At 37.6% G+C, this 16,524-nt stretch carries 14 protein-coding genes; 6 read left to right on the plus strand and 8 right to left on the minus strand.

What is annotated here, in order from left to right:
• Positions 1 to 58: 58 nt before the first annotated feature.
• From MOK21_RS08275 to MOK21_RS08300, 6 genes are all read right to left on the minus strand, one after another.
• Entirely contained in the window at positions 59 to 649 is a 591-nt protein-coding gene (locus MOK21_RS08275) for a ComF family protein (protein WP_249073457.1), read from the minus strand.
• A complete protein-coding gene (locus MOK21_RS08280) occupies positions 646 to 2,013 on the minus strand; it encodes an ATP-dependent helicase ComFA (protein WP_249073507.1) in 1,368 nt (455 codons plus the stop codon). Before MOK21_RS08280 ends, MOK21_RS08275 begins: the two co-directional genes overlap by 4 nt.
• Before the next feature lie 290 nt (positions 2,014 to 2,303).
• A complete protein-coding gene (locus tag MOK21_RS08285) occupies positions 2,304 to 3,146 on the minus strand; it encodes a DegV family protein (protein WP_249073458.1) in 843 nt (280 codons plus the stop codon).
• A gap of 611 nt (positions 3,147 to 3,757) precedes the next feature.
• Positions 3,758 to 4,306, minus strand: coding sequence for a nuclear transport factor 2 family protein (locus MOK21_RS08290; protein ID WP_249073459.1), 549 nt, complete (start codon positions 4,304 to 4,306; stop codon positions 3,758 to 3,760).
• Between the two features lie 363 nt (positions 4,307 to 4,669).
• Complete coding sequence (locus tag MOK21_RS08295; RefSeq protein WP_249073460.1) at positions 4,670 to 5,344, minus strand: response regulator; 675 nt, start codon at positions 5,342 to 5,344, stop codon at positions 4,670 to 4,672.
• 34 nt (positions 5,345 to 5,378) lie between these two features.
• Complete coding sequence (locus tag MOK21_RS08300) at positions 5,379 to 6,527, minus strand: sensor histidine kinase (RefSeq protein ID WP_249073461.1); 1,149 nt, start codon at positions 6,525 to 6,527, stop codon at positions 5,379 to 5,381.
• A gap of 155 nt (positions 6,528 to 6,682) precedes the next feature.
• On the opposite strand from MOK21_RS08300, the gene MOK21_RS08305 reads away from it, so the two are divergent.
• Entirely contained in the window at positions 6,683 to 7,318 is a 636-nt protein-coding gene (locus tag MOK21_RS08305) for a YigZ family protein (protein ID WP_249073462.1), read from the plus strand.
• A 138-nt stretch (positions 7,319 to 7,456) separates the two neighbouring features.
• The gene (locus tag MOK21_RS08310) at positions 7,457 to 8,515 is read left to right on the plus strand and encodes an LCP family protein (RefSeq protein ID WP_249073463.1); all 1,059 of its coding nucleotides are present in this window, start codon (positions 7,457 to 7,459) and stop codon (positions 8,513 to 8,515) included.
• Between the two features lie 314 nt (positions 8,516 to 8,829).
• On the opposite strand, the gene MOK21_RS08315 is transcribed toward MOK21_RS08310, so the two are convergent.
• Positions 8,830 to 9,894, minus strand: coding sequence for a glycosyltransferase family 4 protein (locus MOK21_RS08315; protein WP_249073464.1), 1,065 nt, complete (start codon positions 9,892 to 9,894; stop codon positions 8,830 to 8,832).
• A 224-nt stretch (positions 9,895 to 10,118) separates the two neighbouring features.
• Here MOK21_RS08315 and secA2 point away from each other — a divergent pair, with 224 nt between their 5' ends.
• The 3 genes from secA2 to MOK21_RS08330 all read left to right on the plus strand — a co-directional run bounded on the left by secA2 (position 10,119) and on the right by MOK21_RS08330 (position 13,842).
• Positions 10,119 to 12,482 (plus strand): accessory Sec system translocase SecA2, encoded by a 2,364-nt coding sequence (secA2, locus tag MOK21_RS08320; protein ID WP_249073465.1) that lies wholly within the window; start codon positions 10,119 to 10,121, stop codon positions 12,480 to 12,482.
• On the plus strand, positions 12,482 to 13,384 hold the full coding sequence (locus tag MOK21_RS08325) for an accessory Sec system S-layer assembly protein (protein ID WP_249073466.1): 903 nt from the start codon (positions 12,482 to 12,484) through the stop codon (positions 13,382 to 13,384). Before secA2 ends, MOK21_RS08325 begins: the two co-directional genes overlap by 1 nt.
• A 134-nt stretch (positions 13,385 to 13,518) precedes the next feature.
• Complete coding sequence (locus tag MOK21_RS08330; protein ID WP_249073467.1) at positions 13,519 to 13,842, plus strand: hypothetical protein; 324 nt, start codon at positions 13,519 to 13,521, stop codon at positions 13,840 to 13,842.
• A gap of 41 nt (positions 13,843 to 13,883) precedes the next feature.
• On the opposite strand, the gene MOK21_RS08335 is transcribed toward MOK21_RS08330, so the two are convergent.
• The gene (locus tag MOK21_RS08335) at positions 13,884 to 14,783 is read right to left on the minus strand and encodes a C40 family peptidase (RefSeq protein ID WP_249073468.1); all 900 of its coding nucleotides are present in this window, start codon (positions 14,781 to 14,783) and stop codon (positions 13,884 to 13,886) included.
• Positions 14,784 to 15,032: 249 nt separating this feature from the next.
• On the opposite strand from MOK21_RS08335, the gene brnQ reads away from it, so the two are divergent.
• Positions 15,033 to 16,385: a branched-chain amino acid transport system II carrier protein gene (gene brnQ / locus MOK21_RS08340; protein ID WP_249073469.1), complete on the plus strand. Its 1,353-nt coding sequence runs from the start codon at positions 15,033 to 15,035 to the stop codon at positions 16,383 to 16,385.
• Positions 16,386 to 16,524 lie beyond the last annotated feature (139 nt).

A 16,524-nucleotide genomic window follows, 5' to 3' on the forward strand; every position in this document is an offset into this window, starting at 1 on the left:
TAACAGCTAAACGAACCTTATATACTCGTAATCTATTATACACAATGCGTTTGTAATTTCATCCATTAATTAGTGTAAAGCTTTTGACATTTTTTGCACCTGCCTTCAGTAATAGCTCGGTGGCGTGCTGTAAAGTTGTTCCTGTCGTTTTTATATCGTCAAAAAGAAGATATTCTTTATGTTCAACATGTGCTCCATCCATCAGACGGAAAAGGGGAGCTGCTTGGATTCGTTGCTCTCTATTTTTGGAGCTTTGCGTTTCTGCTGTTGTCTTTTCTAAAAGTTGTATAAAAGGAATATGAGCAGCCTTTAATAACTCCTCCATATGCGAAAAGGTACGTTCCCTTAGCTTGAGAGGATGCATAGGAATAGGAATGATAGTTGCTTTTTCATGTTTAAACCGGGCATATAGTTTCTGCCGAAATACTTTAGCAAGTGCGACATCCTGAAGAAATTTATATTGATGCAAATAATCTTTCATGGCATCGTTATACTGATAAAATGCTGATGCCGTTGAGGAATATTCAAATTTAGCTGAGCATCTTTCACAGATGGTCGGTTGAAATTGTTTGGTTAAAAGTAATTTCCATGAGATTACTGATTGCAAAGGCTGTGAGCATAGCAAGCAAAGTGTTTCCATTTTATTCATTGTGAAAATCCTTTCTTATTATAATTAAGAATTTTTGTACGCGCATCATCCATTTCAATCGTAATACCATGATGAAAAAATACGACGTCTCCATCTGCAAAATCAGCATTTCGGCCAACTCGCCCAGCGATTTGTATAAGTGCACTAGAAGTAAAAATTGTTGATTCTGCCCCAATAACGGCAACCTGTACATTCTTGATTGTAATTCCTCTTTCTAAAATAGTCGTTGTCAGTAAACCTGGAACTTCTTCTTGACGGAGTTTAAGCACTTTTTCTTTACGCTCAGGATCTTCAGCATGTACCGCCATGATGCTTCCATCTAATTGCTGAAAAAGTGGCGTAGCTATTTTCATTAACTCTACTTTCGGGAAAAATAATAGAAAAGGCTCTTTTCGTGCTAGGCGTTCCTCTGTCCATTGCTTTAGCTTTCGCGGAATCTTTCCCCGTTTCAAGCTTTTTTCATAGTTCCATAAGGAATGAAATCGAGGGACCGGTAATGGACGGTTATGATAGCGCTTTGGGATAAATGAATAGCTTTCCTGTTGATACTGAGTCAGTAATTTATGTGAAGGTGTTGCTGTGACCACCAATATTGGTGCGTTTTCCGCTTTAGCCTTTTGCACAGCGCTTTGCAAGGTTTCGTCAAATGTATAGGGAAATGCATCAGCTTCATCAACAATCATCACGTCAAACGCTCGTTCAAAACGATATAGCTGATGAGTTGTCGCCAACACAAGCTGCGCATACCCCTCCTGCTTTGGTGATCCACCATATAGTGCATGGATCACCGTTTGCGGGAAAACTGCTTGAAAGCGTGGATATAACTCTAGCACTACATCAGTACGAGGCGTAGCGATACATACCCGTAAGCCCTGCTCTAGCGCATAATGTACAGTCGGAAAAAGTAGCTCCGTTTTCCCTGCCCCACATACCGCATGAATAAGGTGGGAACGTTGTGCTTTCACACTTTCTAGCATTTCATTTGCCGCCTGCTCTTGAAGCACTGTAAATTGCCCCGCCCATTTGAGCGCATGCTTTCTTGTTCTTATTGCCCGAGGGCCCGTCCAAGTCATCAATTGCGTACAGCTACTCACTCTGCCCATATTCAAACAATGTCTACAATATACACATGGCTGCTGGCATTTCGAACAATCAAATGTTGTAAATTGCTGAGGATCATCATTATGACAACGATTGCATCTAAGATGTGGCTCTTTTTGAATTCCTTCTATTATATGGAAGTATTTATGATGGATTGCTTTCTCGATATCTTCCATTTGGAATGGAGCATGCTCCTTTAACCAAATACGTCCTTCATGAAAATCTCGTAATGCAGGTGGCAACAACCAACCTTTGTATTTCATTGCATTGCTCCTTTCGTTTTGGGGTTTATCAGCGATTTCTGTACTTTTATCAGCGATATTCATTGGTATATCAGCGATTCTCGAACTTTTATCAGCGATGTTCATTACTTTATCAGCGATTCTCGAACTTTTATCAGCGATGTTCATTACTTTATCAGCGATTCTCATATTTTCATCAGATATATCCGAAATCTACCACCTAGTATCCCTACTTCCCCTGGCAATAAGTATTTTCGCAAAATAAAAAAACAGCCTCTACAAATTTAATGTAGAGACTGTCTCACTGAAGATTATTTTTTTGTCCAGCCTAGCCCCATTGAGCCTTCGCCCAGGTGTGTGCCAATGACGGGACCGAAATAACTTAATTTAAAGTTAACATTCGGGTAGGTTGCTGCTAATTGTGCTAGCCATTCTTCGGCTTCTGCCTGACAATTGGCATGGATCACGACAGCGTCCATTGCTTCATACTTACTAGCATCCTCTGCTAGTAGCTCCTCTGCACGCTTTAATGCTTTTTTACGTGTACGAATTTTTTCAAAAGGTACAATGACCTTGTCCATAAAATGCAGTACTGGCTTTACTTGTAATAAGCCGCCAATTAATGCTGCTGCTGCAGACAGACGTCCCCCTCGTTGTAAGTGCGCTAAGTCATCTACAATGAAGTAAGCACGAATTGTTTGCTTCATGTCCGCCAATGTAGCAAGAATTTCTTTTGCGGAAAAGCCTTGTGCTGCCATTTCAGCTGCTCGTAGAACATAAAAACCCTGTACCGCACAGGATATTTCACTATCAAAAGCATACACATCAATGCCTTCTACCATCTCGCCTGCTTGAATGGCACCTTGATATGTTCCACTGATTCCACTTGATAAATGAATAGAAATTACTTCATCATACTCTTTTGAAAGCTCTTCAAAGAGAGCAACAAATTCTCCAATTGGGGGCTGGGTTGTTTTCGGGAATTCTTTTGCCCCGCGTACTTTATCATAAAATTCAGATGCCGTGATATCTACTTCTTCTGCAAATAGTTGTCCTGAGATATTTACACTTAACGGAATCATATGAATGTTTAAGCGCGCTCGTTCCTCGGCCGAAATATATGCAGTACTATCTGTTACGATTGCTGTCCTCATCCATGTCCACTCTCCTATTCTAATAGTTTACAATCAATTGCTCCTCGGCGCAATTGTTGCTGTCGCTTCGCTTTCGCACAGATAAAACATTTGTTGCTGTCGCTTCGCTTTCGCACAGAAAAAAATTGTTGCTGTCGCTTTGCTTTCGCTACAGTAAACATTTGTTGCTGCCGCTTCGCTTTCGCTACAGATAAAAAAATGTTGTCTGGGTTTTGAATGATGCTTGCTTTATCGTCATTCAGTAGGAACCCACTAAAAAAAGAAATGAATGTGAAATGAATTACGACATTACGTAATCTGTCTGAATGTCGAATAGAAGTAAGTCCACTTCACTCTTTCATCATTCTAGACGTCTGCTAAATTGTTATCTTAGCATTCATTTCACATTCATTTTCTATGTATTTCTCTTAGTACCAGAGGTTGAACTTTATTCGATTAAAGAATATAGGCTCATCACCTAACCTAAGGCTGATTTCCATAGGCAAGTCCAATGAACGTTATCACAAGGCTTTTTGCCCGTCGTTCCACTAGTGTCTTATCTTTGTCGCTATGCCCTAAAATCACTCAACCTCAACTTTTAGTGATGAGCCTTTCATGAAGATATCCTAACTTTATCTGCCAGTACTCGATTCAGTATAAAAGACACTTGTAACCTTCCAATGTCCATCTTCTTTAACGAATACTGTCACTTGTTGTCCTGCACTTTCATGCTTTACATTTGTTTTAGTTTGTACAACATGCGATGTTAGATTTGAATAAACCTGCGCTTCATCCGTGCTATATTTTATAATTGTAGTATTTTTAGCATCACGTTTAACGTCTGACTGTTTAAATACGTCTGTAATATATTCTTTTTCTTCTTCATAATTGAAACCTTTTGGATTCTTTGAGAGTGTTTGCATATAACGATCAATTTCTTTTGAATTGAGAGCTGCAATATATTCATTAAAGGCTGCTAATATCGCTTTTTCTTCATCAGCAGGGACATTTTCTGCCTTTGTTATTTTCCCACCATTCGCTTCAAACCCTACAGTTCCATCATCAATGATTTTTTGTCTATCTTCTGAACTCATTTCTTCTTTTTTATTACCACAGGCAGTTAACATTAATGCAGTTAACATTAATAAGGTAAAAACTGCTAAAAAACTTTTCTTTAACATAAAAAAACCTCCCGCGCATATTGTAGCATATAAATCCCGTTGCAGGAATTTTGTTGTGCTTTTTCAACATTTAGGTGCTACATCTTCCTTATGACGCGCGTACTATTAAAATGTTGCACGATTTATGTGATCATTATGTATAAATTTCGCCACAAAAGAGCAGCGGCATACTTATATTAAAAAAACTGTTTTAAAAACTACTATATAATATAGTAGCCTTTAAAAACAGCTATCGATTATGCCTCGTAGGACTCAGCTTTGTGCTTAAGTCTGCATTTGCCGCAGGACCTGGCGTTCATTCTTGAGTTCCTCTATGTCAGCGGATGTTTGGACACCCGCTGATAGTTAAGTTCATGTATGTTATTAACGTACTTCAACCCAGCCATTTTTGATGGCTGTCACAACAGCTTGTGTACGGTCGTTTACATTCATTTTTTGTAAAATGCTTGAAACGTGGTTTTTAACTGTTTTTTCAGAAATGAACAGTGTCTCACCAATTGTACGGTTAGATTGCCCATCTGTTAATAATTGTAATACTTCACATTCACGTTTTGTTAGTAAATGGAATGGACGACGAATTTCTGTTTGATGGAAGTTACCTTTATTTTCATGCTCAGAAAGACGACGGAATTCCGCTACTAAATTTTTAGTTACTTTTGGATGTAGGTAAGATCCACCATTCGCAACTACTTTAATAGCTTCAACGATTTCGTCAGCATCCATCTCTTTTAGCATATAGCCAAGTGATCCAGATTTTAGTGCGTGTGTTACGTATGTTTCATCATCATGAATAGATAACATAATAACCTTTGCATCTGGGAATTCATTTATTAAATCTGCCGTTGCCTCTACTCCATTTTTCCCCGGCATATTTATATCCATTAATACTACATCTGGTTGATTTTCAGCATATAAAGAAACCACATCTGTACCATCGTCACCTTCTGCTACTACGTCAAACGTATCTTCAAAATCTAAAATACGCTTTACTCCTTCGCGGAATAGCTGGTGATCGTCTACAATAATAATCTTCGTCATTTGTCTTTACCCCCTAAATTCTCCAACAATCGTTTTACGCTACTTCTAACGGAATTTTAAATAAAACCGTCGTACCTCGATTTACCTCACTTTTAATTGAGATTGTCCCATCCAAAATTTCGATACGTTCTTTCATACCTAAAATCCCAAAAGAATGATCTTTAACTTTCTGCGAATCAAAACCTATGCCATTGTCCTTTACAACAATATTTACGGCATTCTTCAACCATTCAAGTTTTACCCAAATATCCTTACATTTCCCGTGCTTCATGGCATTTGTTACACACTCTTGCACTAATCGGAAAATAGATATTTCATAGTTTGATGGTATACGCTTTTCGGTGCTCCTCGATTGAAAATGAACTTCAACACCGGGATTATATTCAGTAACGGTCGATAAGTATTTTTTTAATGTCGGAACAATACCTAAATCATCAAGTGCCATTGGTCTTAAATCATAGATTATACGTCGCACCTCTGATAATGCATTACGTACGGTTTTCTTTAAATCGGCAATTTCAGCTAAAGCATTGTCAATGCCCTTTTCACGATACGTTCTGTCTATTAAATCAGTGCGCATAAGTACATTTGCTAGCATTTGAGCAGGCCCATCATGAATTTCCCTAGATAGGCGTTTACGCTCCTCTTCTTGTGCTGCAATAATACGTATACCAAAATCTTGTTTCATTTTTGCTTGTTCAAGTGCTAAACCAACATTCTTTAAATCTGAAGTTAAGTAATTCAAAACGACATTTACTTGATTGACAATATGATCTGCACGTTCAATAGTATCGAGTAATGCTCTTAATCTTCTCTCTAAATCATCTCTTTTATCACGTAGCTGCTTTTCCTGTGTTCTAATAACAGAGAGCTTCACTTGAAAATCCTGTGCAGTTTCATATGCTTCTCTAACTTGTTCTTCGGTATAATTATCAAAAGCTTTACTCACTAGCACAAGTCTTTGCTTAGCAAGCTGTGTACTTTTTTCTAAAGCATCGCCTTCATCAATAACAATTGAAACTTGTTTTCGAACAATTTCTAGCTCGTTTTGCATATCTTCGAAACTTCTTCGGCTTTGTTCACTTATAATAAAGATATCATCTTTTGAGCTCATGATTGTTTCTAACATTCGATTAAATATGTCATCAAGCGACTTTAAATCGAAGGTATCATTTGAAAACATAGTATACTCCCCAGTCTAATGTCTTATGATTACTAACTATTTTCAATAGACCAATTACATAGTCTATACCTATTATAGCATCCTCATGTTAAAAATTAATGCTTTTTCTTTATGAAAATTATAGAATAGAACTACTTTAAAGGAGATTGATATCGATGAGAGAAAACTATTTAACTGTAAAAGGATATGGAGAAAGTGAAATTGTTATTTCAAAATCTCGTTTCCTTACTTATATAGAACGTGTAGAAACGGAAGAGGATGCAATTTCTTTTATTGAACGCATAAAAAAATTGCACCATAATGCAACACATAATTGTTCAGCCTATATTATCGGAGAACATGATCATATTCAAAAAGCAAATGATGATGGGGAACCTAGCGGCACAGCAGGCGTCCCTATGTTAGAAGTCCTAAAAAAACAAGGGTTAAAGGATACGGTCGTTGTCGTCACACGCTACTTTGGTGGCATTAAGCTTGGCGGTGGCGGTCTTATTCGTGCGTACGGAAAAGCGACAACAGAAGGTTTGCTTGCTGCTCAAGTAGTTGAACGTAAGCTTCACCATTTCATGAAAATTGCTGTTGATTACACATGGCTTGGTAAAGTAGAAAATGAAATTCGAGGTTCTTCGTATACTTTAGAAGAAATTCGCTACTTGGAAGGCGTCGAAATTATTGTTTCCGTGTTAAAAGAGGAAGAAGAACCGTTCCGAAACTGGGTAACAGAACTGACAAACGGACAAGCAAACATTACTTTTGAGAATGCTCAATTTATTGAATTTGTTGTGAAATAAATAGTTTTAATTGTCGAAAACTAAATATCCATAGTATAATTTTAATATTGAGCTATTTTATCATTTGCACATTTGTTTGAATAAAGTTTAGTTTAACCGCATTATTATTCCGAAAATTCAGAGGAGAATATATTAAAAATGAAAAATAGAAATAAAAAAAGCAAAAAGAAGTCTTCCAAAACTTCTATAATTATAAAAGTTTCCATTCTTCTTGTTGCTAGTTTACTAATTTGCGCGACGGCATATGGCGTATATATTGCGAAGCAAGCAAAACATGCTATTGACTCAGCGCATGAAGAATTAGAAGGTCGAGACATTTCTGCACTTCGTGATGCGAAGGTAGAACCAATTCATGATAATGTTTCAGTCCTATTTGTCGGTGTAGATGATAGTGAAAACCGAGGACAAGGCTCTGAGAATTCACGTTCAGACGCGCTCATTCTAGCAACATTAAACAATAAAACGAAAACGGTGAAAATGCTCAGTATCCCTCGAGATTCGTATGTTTACATTCCTTCTGTAGAACATAAGGATAAAATTACTCATGCACATGCCTATGGAGGAACACTTTCAACAATTGATACTGTAGAACAACTATTAGATGTGCCAATTGACTATTATGTACGTATGAACTTTAATGCGTTTATTGATGTTGTGGATGCATTAGGTGGAATTGAAGCTGAAGTGCCTTATAAGTTACACGAAAAAGATGAATTCGATCGCAACGCCATCAACTTAGAGCCTGGTTTACAGCATTTAAACGGAAGTCAGGCACTTGCACTCGCAAGAACACGTAAGCAAGACAGTGATATTGAACGCGGCAAGCGTCAACAAGAAATTTTAACAGCGATCATCAATAAAGTTTCTTCTGTAGGATCTATTACAAAATACGATGATGTCATTAAAGCACTTGGTGATAATATGAAGACAAATATGACATTTAGCGAAATGAAATCATTCCTATCTTATTTAACACAAGGGATGCCACGTATTGATTCTTTAACATTAGAAGGTACAGATGATATGTCTACTGGTGTTTACTACTATAAATTAAATCAAGAATCGGTTGATGAAGTGTCTGAAACTCTTAATAACCATCTTGACACCAAAAAAGCGTCTAGTAGCTTAACAAATAAAAATACTAATAATGCTAACGCTGTTGGCGATGATGCCACTGATAGCAATAACGCTCAATAACTACAAAAGCCTTTCCACGTTAAATATATTTGTGGAAAGGCTTTTTGTATGGCATGATCTTGTAGCACTTATTGACCTGAGTTTTGCTCCATGTTATTTTATCGCGATTCGCCACTAAAAGTATGGGTTCCGCCGCTAACCTAAGGAGGAACGCCGCTAAAACACGAAGTTGCGCCGCTAACCAAGCAAAGAACACCGCTAAACCCCAAAATTCCGCCGCTAATCAAGCAAGAACGCACATTGCCGTTTTTCTCTTTATCCGAGCACCAATTAAAAAAGCAACCATCCGTCAAGTGGATGGTTGCTTGAATGTTTTATTTATTAAATATCCGCACAAAATTCAACAGTGGTTTATAGTTTTTACCCGCCAGTCCAATGACTTCAACCAAAATTTCAATGGCTGTTAAAATGACAGCTACGAGTAAAATGGCGCCCCATACTTTTGCCATTGAGAAGATGATGGCTGCTAAACCAAACATGATGGCAATCCCATAAATAATAAGTACTGTTTGACGATGTGTGAAGCCCATATCTAGTAAACGGTGATGCAAGTGTGATTTATCTGGATCAGACCATTTTTTCTTCATACGTACGCGACGAACAATCGCAAAGAATGTATCAGAAATTGGCACACCTAGTATAATAACCGGAATAATTAATGTTACGACCGTTACATTTTTAAATCCAAGCAATGCGAGCACCGATATCATAAAGCCAAGGAATAAGGCTCCCGTATCTCCCATGAAGATTTTCGCTGGGTGGAAATTGTAAAATAAAAATCCAAATGTTGCTGCTGCTAAAATGGCTGCGATTGCTAAAACGAACATATTGCTCATGATAAATGCCATAGCCGCTAAAGTTATGAGGGCAATCGTTGAAACACCTGCCGCTAAGCCATCTAAACCATCGATTAAATTAATGGCATTTGTAATACCAACAATCCAAATAACTGTTAAAGGGATACTTAGTAATCCAAAATTTAATTCGCCAAAAAATGGTAAATTAATCATCTCAATATGAATGCCACCTACAAAAATGACAATAAGTGCCGCAACAAGTTGACCTACTAATTTGGCTTTTGCGGAAATTTCACGCATATCGTCTATGACACCTGTTGCTACGATAATACAAGCCCCAATTATAATTGCCAGTAAAAAATCACTACCATGTTCATTGTATATCAATATCGGCCGGAAAATAGCCACAGCTATTAAAAACGCAAGGAAAATCGCCAATCCCCCAAGTCTTGGCATAATTCGTGCATGTACTTTTCGATAGTTCGGTGCATCAACAGCACCTATTCTGAATGCTAATCGTTTAACTAGTGGAGTTAACAATATTGAAGCAACAAATGCTGCTATTAAAGACACGTAGAGCATGTCTCTCCTCCTCAAAAAAATAATCTACATTTAAATTCTAATTGATTATAGCACGAACAGACGCCGAAATATACTTTTTCTATTTATTTTCCACCATTTCACAAATATTATTCCTTTTTTTGAAATGGAAGAATGCTGCATGTCAAATCTAGTCATCATTCGTAAAATTTGATAAAATAATGGAGTGTCTAGCATTTAGACAACTTAAAAGGAGCGTAAATTTCATGTTCTCAATTTTTAAACGCAACAATGAGCAAACTAGTGCTCGTCAATTAAAGCGCTACTATAAAATAGTAGATCAAATTAATAGTCTTGAAGAAAATTATGTGAATAAGTCAGATGAAGAATTAAAAGAAATGACTTTTATTTTCAAGGATCGTTTAGAACAAGGTGAACCAATTACATCTATCATCCCGGACGCATTTGCTGTAGTACGCGAAGCCTCAAAACGTGTATTAGGTATGCGTCATTTTGATGTACAGCTTATCGGTGGCCTTGTTTTAACTGAAGGCAATATTGCAGAAATGCCTACAGGTGAAGGTAAAACGCTTGTCGCTTCCCTTCCTTCATATGTACGCGCATTAGAAGGTAAAGGCGTTCACGTCATTACAGTTAATGACTATCTAGCTAAGCGTGACTACGAGCTTGTCGGCCAAATTCATCGTTTCCTTGGCTTAACAGTTGGTTTAAATATCCCAATGATGGAGCCGGATGAAAAAAAAGAAGCCTATAACGCAGATATTACATATGGTGTCGGTACTGAGTTCGGATTTGACTACTTACGCGACAACATGGCACATAGCTTGGCTGATAAAGTACAACGTCCTTATCACTTCGCCATTATCGATGAAGTCGATAGTGTACTGATTGATGAGGCAAAAACACCGCTTATTATCGCTGGGAAAATGGGAGCGAATGATGAACTACACCGCATTTCCTCTATGCTAGCTAAACGTTTTAAAGAAGAAGAAGATTACGATTTTGATGATGAAACAAAAGCTACTTCTTTAACTGATAAAGGCATTGAAAAGGTTGAGGCTGCCTTCAATGTTGATAATCTATATGATCTGGAACACCAAACACTTTACCATTACGTGATCCAAGCAGTTCGTGCACACGTAATGTTCAAGCGTGATGTTGATTATATCGTAAAAGATGACAAAATCGAGCTTGTTGATATGTTCACAGGTCGTATTTTAGAAGGTCGTTCACTATCTGATGGCTTACATCAAGCGATTGAAGCAAAAGAAGGCGTAACGATTACTGAAGAAAATAAAGCACAAGCACAGATTACCATTCAGAACTACTTCCGTATGTATCCTAAGCTTTCTGGGATGACGGGTACAGCGAAAACACAGGAAAAAGAAATTCGTGAAGTGTACGGCATGGAAGTTATTCAAATTCCAACAAACCGCCCTCGTAAACGTGTCGATCAGCCTGATATTATCTTCAAAAAACAGGAAGATAAATATAAGTACGTGGCTGCCGAAGCTAAACGTCGTCATGAAAAAGGACAACCTGTTTTAATTGGGACAACGTCAATACTGCAATCTGAAACCGTTGCCGAACATTTAAAGAAGGAAGGCTTAACGTTCCAATTGCTGAATGCTAAAACAGTTGAGCAAGAGGTTGAGCTGATTTCACAAGCTGGGCAAAAAGGGCGTATTACTGTAGCAACCAATATGGCTGGCCGTGGTACAGATATTATGCTAGCTGAAGAAGTTCACGAGCTTGGAGGCTTATTTGTCATCGGTACCGAAAAGCATGAAAGCCGTCGTGTAGATAATCAGCTACGTGGTCGTTCAGGTCGCCAAGGCGACATCGGTGAAACCCGCTTCATTCTCTCTATTGAAGATGATATGTTCCGCCGTTATGCAAAAGAAGAGGTTGAAAAATTCTCAGAAAAAATGGTTGTCGATGAAAAAGGCATCATCCAAAATAAAGAAGTTCAAGAACTCATTAACCGTACACAACGTATTGTAGAAGGCTCTCAATACGGTATGCGTGAATACAACCTAAAATTAGATGATGTGATCAATGACCAGCGTACAGTTATTTACGGTCTACGCGATAAAATTTTAGCTGGTGAAGATTTAATGGGTGAGCTGAAAAAAATGCTAAGTGAAACAGTTGATTTTGCTGTAAGAGAAGCCGCTCCAGATGAACTCCCTTCAGTGGAATGGGATTATGATCAAATGGAACGCTCTCTCAATTCACTATTTATGACGCCTGTCACAATTGACCGTGAAGTGGGCAAAGTAAAACAAATTTTAGCTGATATTCAGCCTTCTGAACAAGAGTTGCTTGATCGCATGGAACAGTTTGCTGGCAATGATGAAGTAATGGCTGTTATCCCACAAGTAATGCTAAGCTATCTTGATAGTAGCTGGGTGAAACATTTAGAAAACATGGCACACTTAAAAGAAGGTATCGGCTTACGTCATTACCAACAAGAAGACCCGATGCGAATTTACCAACGTGAAGGCCTAGAATTATTCGGCAAGAATTTCCAAGAATTACGTCGTTCTATCATTATAGAAATTACAGGCTTCATGAAAATGATTGAAGCACAAATGGAGGTACAATAATGGGCTTATTCTCATTCTTTAAAAAATCAGATAAACTTGGGCAAGAAAATACAATCGATTCTAAGGATTTACTGCAAAACATCAAGGTAGAAAATACAAACAATAACCGAGATGTTGTGACGAAATTATCATACCATCCAGATTGGGAAGTACCTCAGGAGCAAAAGTATATATTCAACTTCCTTGCTAATGAGCTAGAACCGTTGAAACCAAATCAATTATCACTTTCTTCTATTAGTATTGAAGAAGACAAACGCTCAAAAAAATGGCAAGTGCGTGCATTTTTCCGCTCATCCTTACCTCAAGCGATTGAGCTAGGTGAAATTGAACTATTCATTATGGATAAAAATGATGAGCTTGTAGCATCGAAAACATTCGACTTCGCAGCACTTGGAACAATTCCAGCAGAAAGTGCTCGTCCATGGGTATTTGATTTTGAAAAATCAACGATCAAAGTCGATAAAGTACCAGAAGATGGCTGGAAAATTGCATTCAACCTTGTTTCTCTTCGCGGTCACCAATTAGAATTAGATCCATCATGGGAAAAGCAACTCCCTGCCGCACAAAAAGAGGAACTTGCCAACATCGTAAAAACTTTACCGAAGTTAGGTGAAACAGAAGTAAACTTCACCGGCCTACAAGCGAAACTTGCTGATAACGGTAATTTAAATGTGTCTATCTTCATCCGTAACGGACATAATAAAGCGATTAACCTAGAACAATTACCACTAGAAATTATTGATGCAACAGGCAAACAAATTGCTAAAGGCTCATTTAAAATGGATCCAATATTAACTGTGCAACCAAACTCAACAAAGCCATGGACATTTATCTTCCCTGCAGAGCTTGTTGACGCAAAAGATGCCGACCTTTCTCGTTGGACAGCACGTGTAACACAATAAAGTGACATTTTACGGGCAAATAATCTCCTTACACTCGGAGTGAGAGCCTTATACTTAACGCTTCTCTATACATGAATGCCCATTAATGCAACATCGAAAACCCTTCTTTCCTATTGAAAGAAGGGATTTTTCGTTTGTTCGCTTTAGTAGCGATGTTCTACCTTTATCAGCGATATTCTACCTTTTATCAGCGTTTTATCTGGTTTTATCAGCGATTCTTCGATTTTACCGGCGATCCCACTTTTATCAGCGATGTTCTCCTTTTTATCAGCGATGTTTTATCTTTTATCAGCGATATTCTACCTTTTATCAGCGTTTTATCTGGTTTTATCAGCGATTCTTCGATTTTATCGGCGATCCCACTTCTATCAGCGATGTTCTATACTTTATCAGCGTTGTTCACTTTTTATCAGCTATATGCACACTTTTATCAGCGTTGTCCGCCTTCATCTCCATGAAAAAAGCGATTTTTCCCGTATAGGCAAAAATCGCTTTAACTTTATTTAATAGCGTCCAATCGTTTATAAGCTACTAATCTTGTTGACCAGTAAGAGTATGTAACGTCTGAAATTTCAACACCGTCTGACCCCGCGTGGACAAATTTATTGTTGCCTAGATAAATACCCATATGGGATATTCCGTCTTTATAAGTATTTTGGAAAAATACTAAATCTCCCGCTACCGGATTTTTAACTTGTGTTGTATTACCGTAAAAATATCCTTCGCTACTGTCTCTTCCAATTTTTAAACCGCCTTGATTAAAGGCATAGTAAATAAGGCCACTACAATCTAAACCTTCCGATGTGTTACCACCGTAAAGATATGGTGTTCCTACTAATGACTTGGCTACTTCTACTGTTTTCTTATAAATAGCTTGTCCATTAGCGGCAGGATCTTTAGATGTGGATGTTCCTGCATCTGAAGATCCGTTATTATGTACTGTTTCATTCTCGGGTATTGAAGCTACCGAAGATAATTTTAACACCTGTCCAATATAAATCGTGTCTGTCTTAAGACCATTCCAGTCTTTGATGTCCTTAACTATCACATTATATTGCTTAGCAATTTTGGACAATGTATCACCTTTAACTACTGTATGGGAAGCAGTTGCGGGTTTTGATGGTGTTGTCGGTTTTGTAGTTGATGGATTCGAGGGTTTTACCACAACATTAGTAGCTTGTTTTGAAACTTCAAGCTTTTGTGCGACATAAATCATATCATTCTTTAAATTGTTCCAGCTTTTTATGTCTTGAACTGTTACTTTATGGTTTTGAGCGATTTTCGTTAGAGTGTCGCCTTTTTGCACCGTATACGTAGCTGCTTCTGCTGTTTGTAATGCTAAAAAAGAAGTAGCAATAGTGCTTAATGCAAGGATTCTTAATTTTTTTGTTTTTTTCATATCAATTTGCCTCCGTTCGTGCTAAAATATTTCCTTGTGTGTCTATCATACTAGAGATTTTTGAATTGAGGTATCGGAAAAACTGACTATTTTTCAAACAATTTAGGAATCTTGCTGATTCCGACAGATTCTGACAAATTGTAGGAGAATATTAATTGCAAGATTAGTATTCATATGATAATATACACATCAGTATTTAAAATTTTTAGAAAGTTTCATCTTTTCAATTTTAAAGGAGTTTTAATTTTTATGAAAAACATTTTGCTTTTCATCAAAGAGAATTTAGCAGTAGGTTTACTATTATTTGCCTTATTCTTAGGCGCCGGAAATATTATCTTCCCCCCATTATTAGGTCAACAAGCTGGTGAACATATAACGACAGCCATGATCGGCTTTTTAATAACAGGTGTTGGATTACCGCTATTAGCCATTGTTGCGATTGCGAAGGCGGGTGGCGATTTACAAATACTAGCGAATCGTGTTGGCCCTACCTTTGGTGTTATTTTTACATCAATCGTATATTTGGCGATTGGACCATTTTTTGCAGTGCCGCGTACGGGGTCTGTATCCTTTGAAATCGGGATCGTCCCATTTCTTCCAGAGGGATTAACAGATCATTGGGCGCCTCTTTTCATTACTTCAATCGTATTTTTCGCCTTAATACTTTTATTAGCGATTAACCCTTCAAAGCTTGTCGATCGCGTAGGGAAAATTTTAACGCCTGTTCTATTAGGTGTTATTCTATTACTAGCTATTAAGAGCTTTATTTCACCAATGGGTGAACCAGGAGCAGCTTTAGGTAAATATACGGAGACACCATTGACTGAGGGCTTTGTGCAAGGCTATTTAACAATGGATGTACTAAGTGCACTTGTTTTCGGAATCGTTATTTTACAAGCATTGCGCGACATGGGTATGTCAAACACTAAAAAGCAAGTCAAAACGACAATTTTCGCAGGAATTATTGCGGCTATTGGCTTATCTTTTGTCTATATCGCACTTGGACAAATTGGTAACACTAGTATCAATGCAATAGGAACTTTTGATAACGGCGGTACAATCATAGCGAAGTCAGCTGAGGCTCTATTCGGTAGACTCGGGACTATTATATTATCTGCTACAATTTTACTAGCATGTATATCTACTGCTGTAGGTTTACTAACTGCCAATGCTCAATTTTTCAATAAACTATTTCCTAAAGTTTCGTATAAAACGTTTTTAGTAATTTTCACAATATTCAGTGCAGCTATAACAAACGTAGGTCTTTCTACAATTATAAGTGCATCACTACCTGTATTATTAATCATCTATCCGCTTGCAATGGTATTAATGGTTCTGTCACTTTTCGATCACTTCTTTAAAGGCGGAAAAATTGTTTACATTTTAGCGTTAATTCCTACATTCTTTGTTAGTCTGAATGATGGTTTAAAGCAAATGGAGATTCATATTGCTCCATATGTGAACATTTTAAAAGCTCTACCATTATACGAGCAAAGTCTTGCATGGCTTGTACCTGCAATCATTGGTGCGCTGATCGGCTTGATTATTCATAACCTCACAAAAAAATCAAAGAAGACTTCTCTAATTTCTTCATCTAACTAGAATCTGCTTGCTTTTTGCGAATAAGCCTCAAGCTTCCTATAGACAACGACGTTCTATGAATCTTGCATAAACTTACTTATTCGCAAAAGGCTAACAGATTTTTTTTGTCATAATTCCTCTACTTTCCCTATTCACGCTC

This window comes from Lysinibacillus sp. BPa_S21 (assembly GCF_023337795.1).
GTDB lineage: Bacteria > Bacillota > Bacilli > Bacillales_A > Planococcaceae > Lysinibacillus.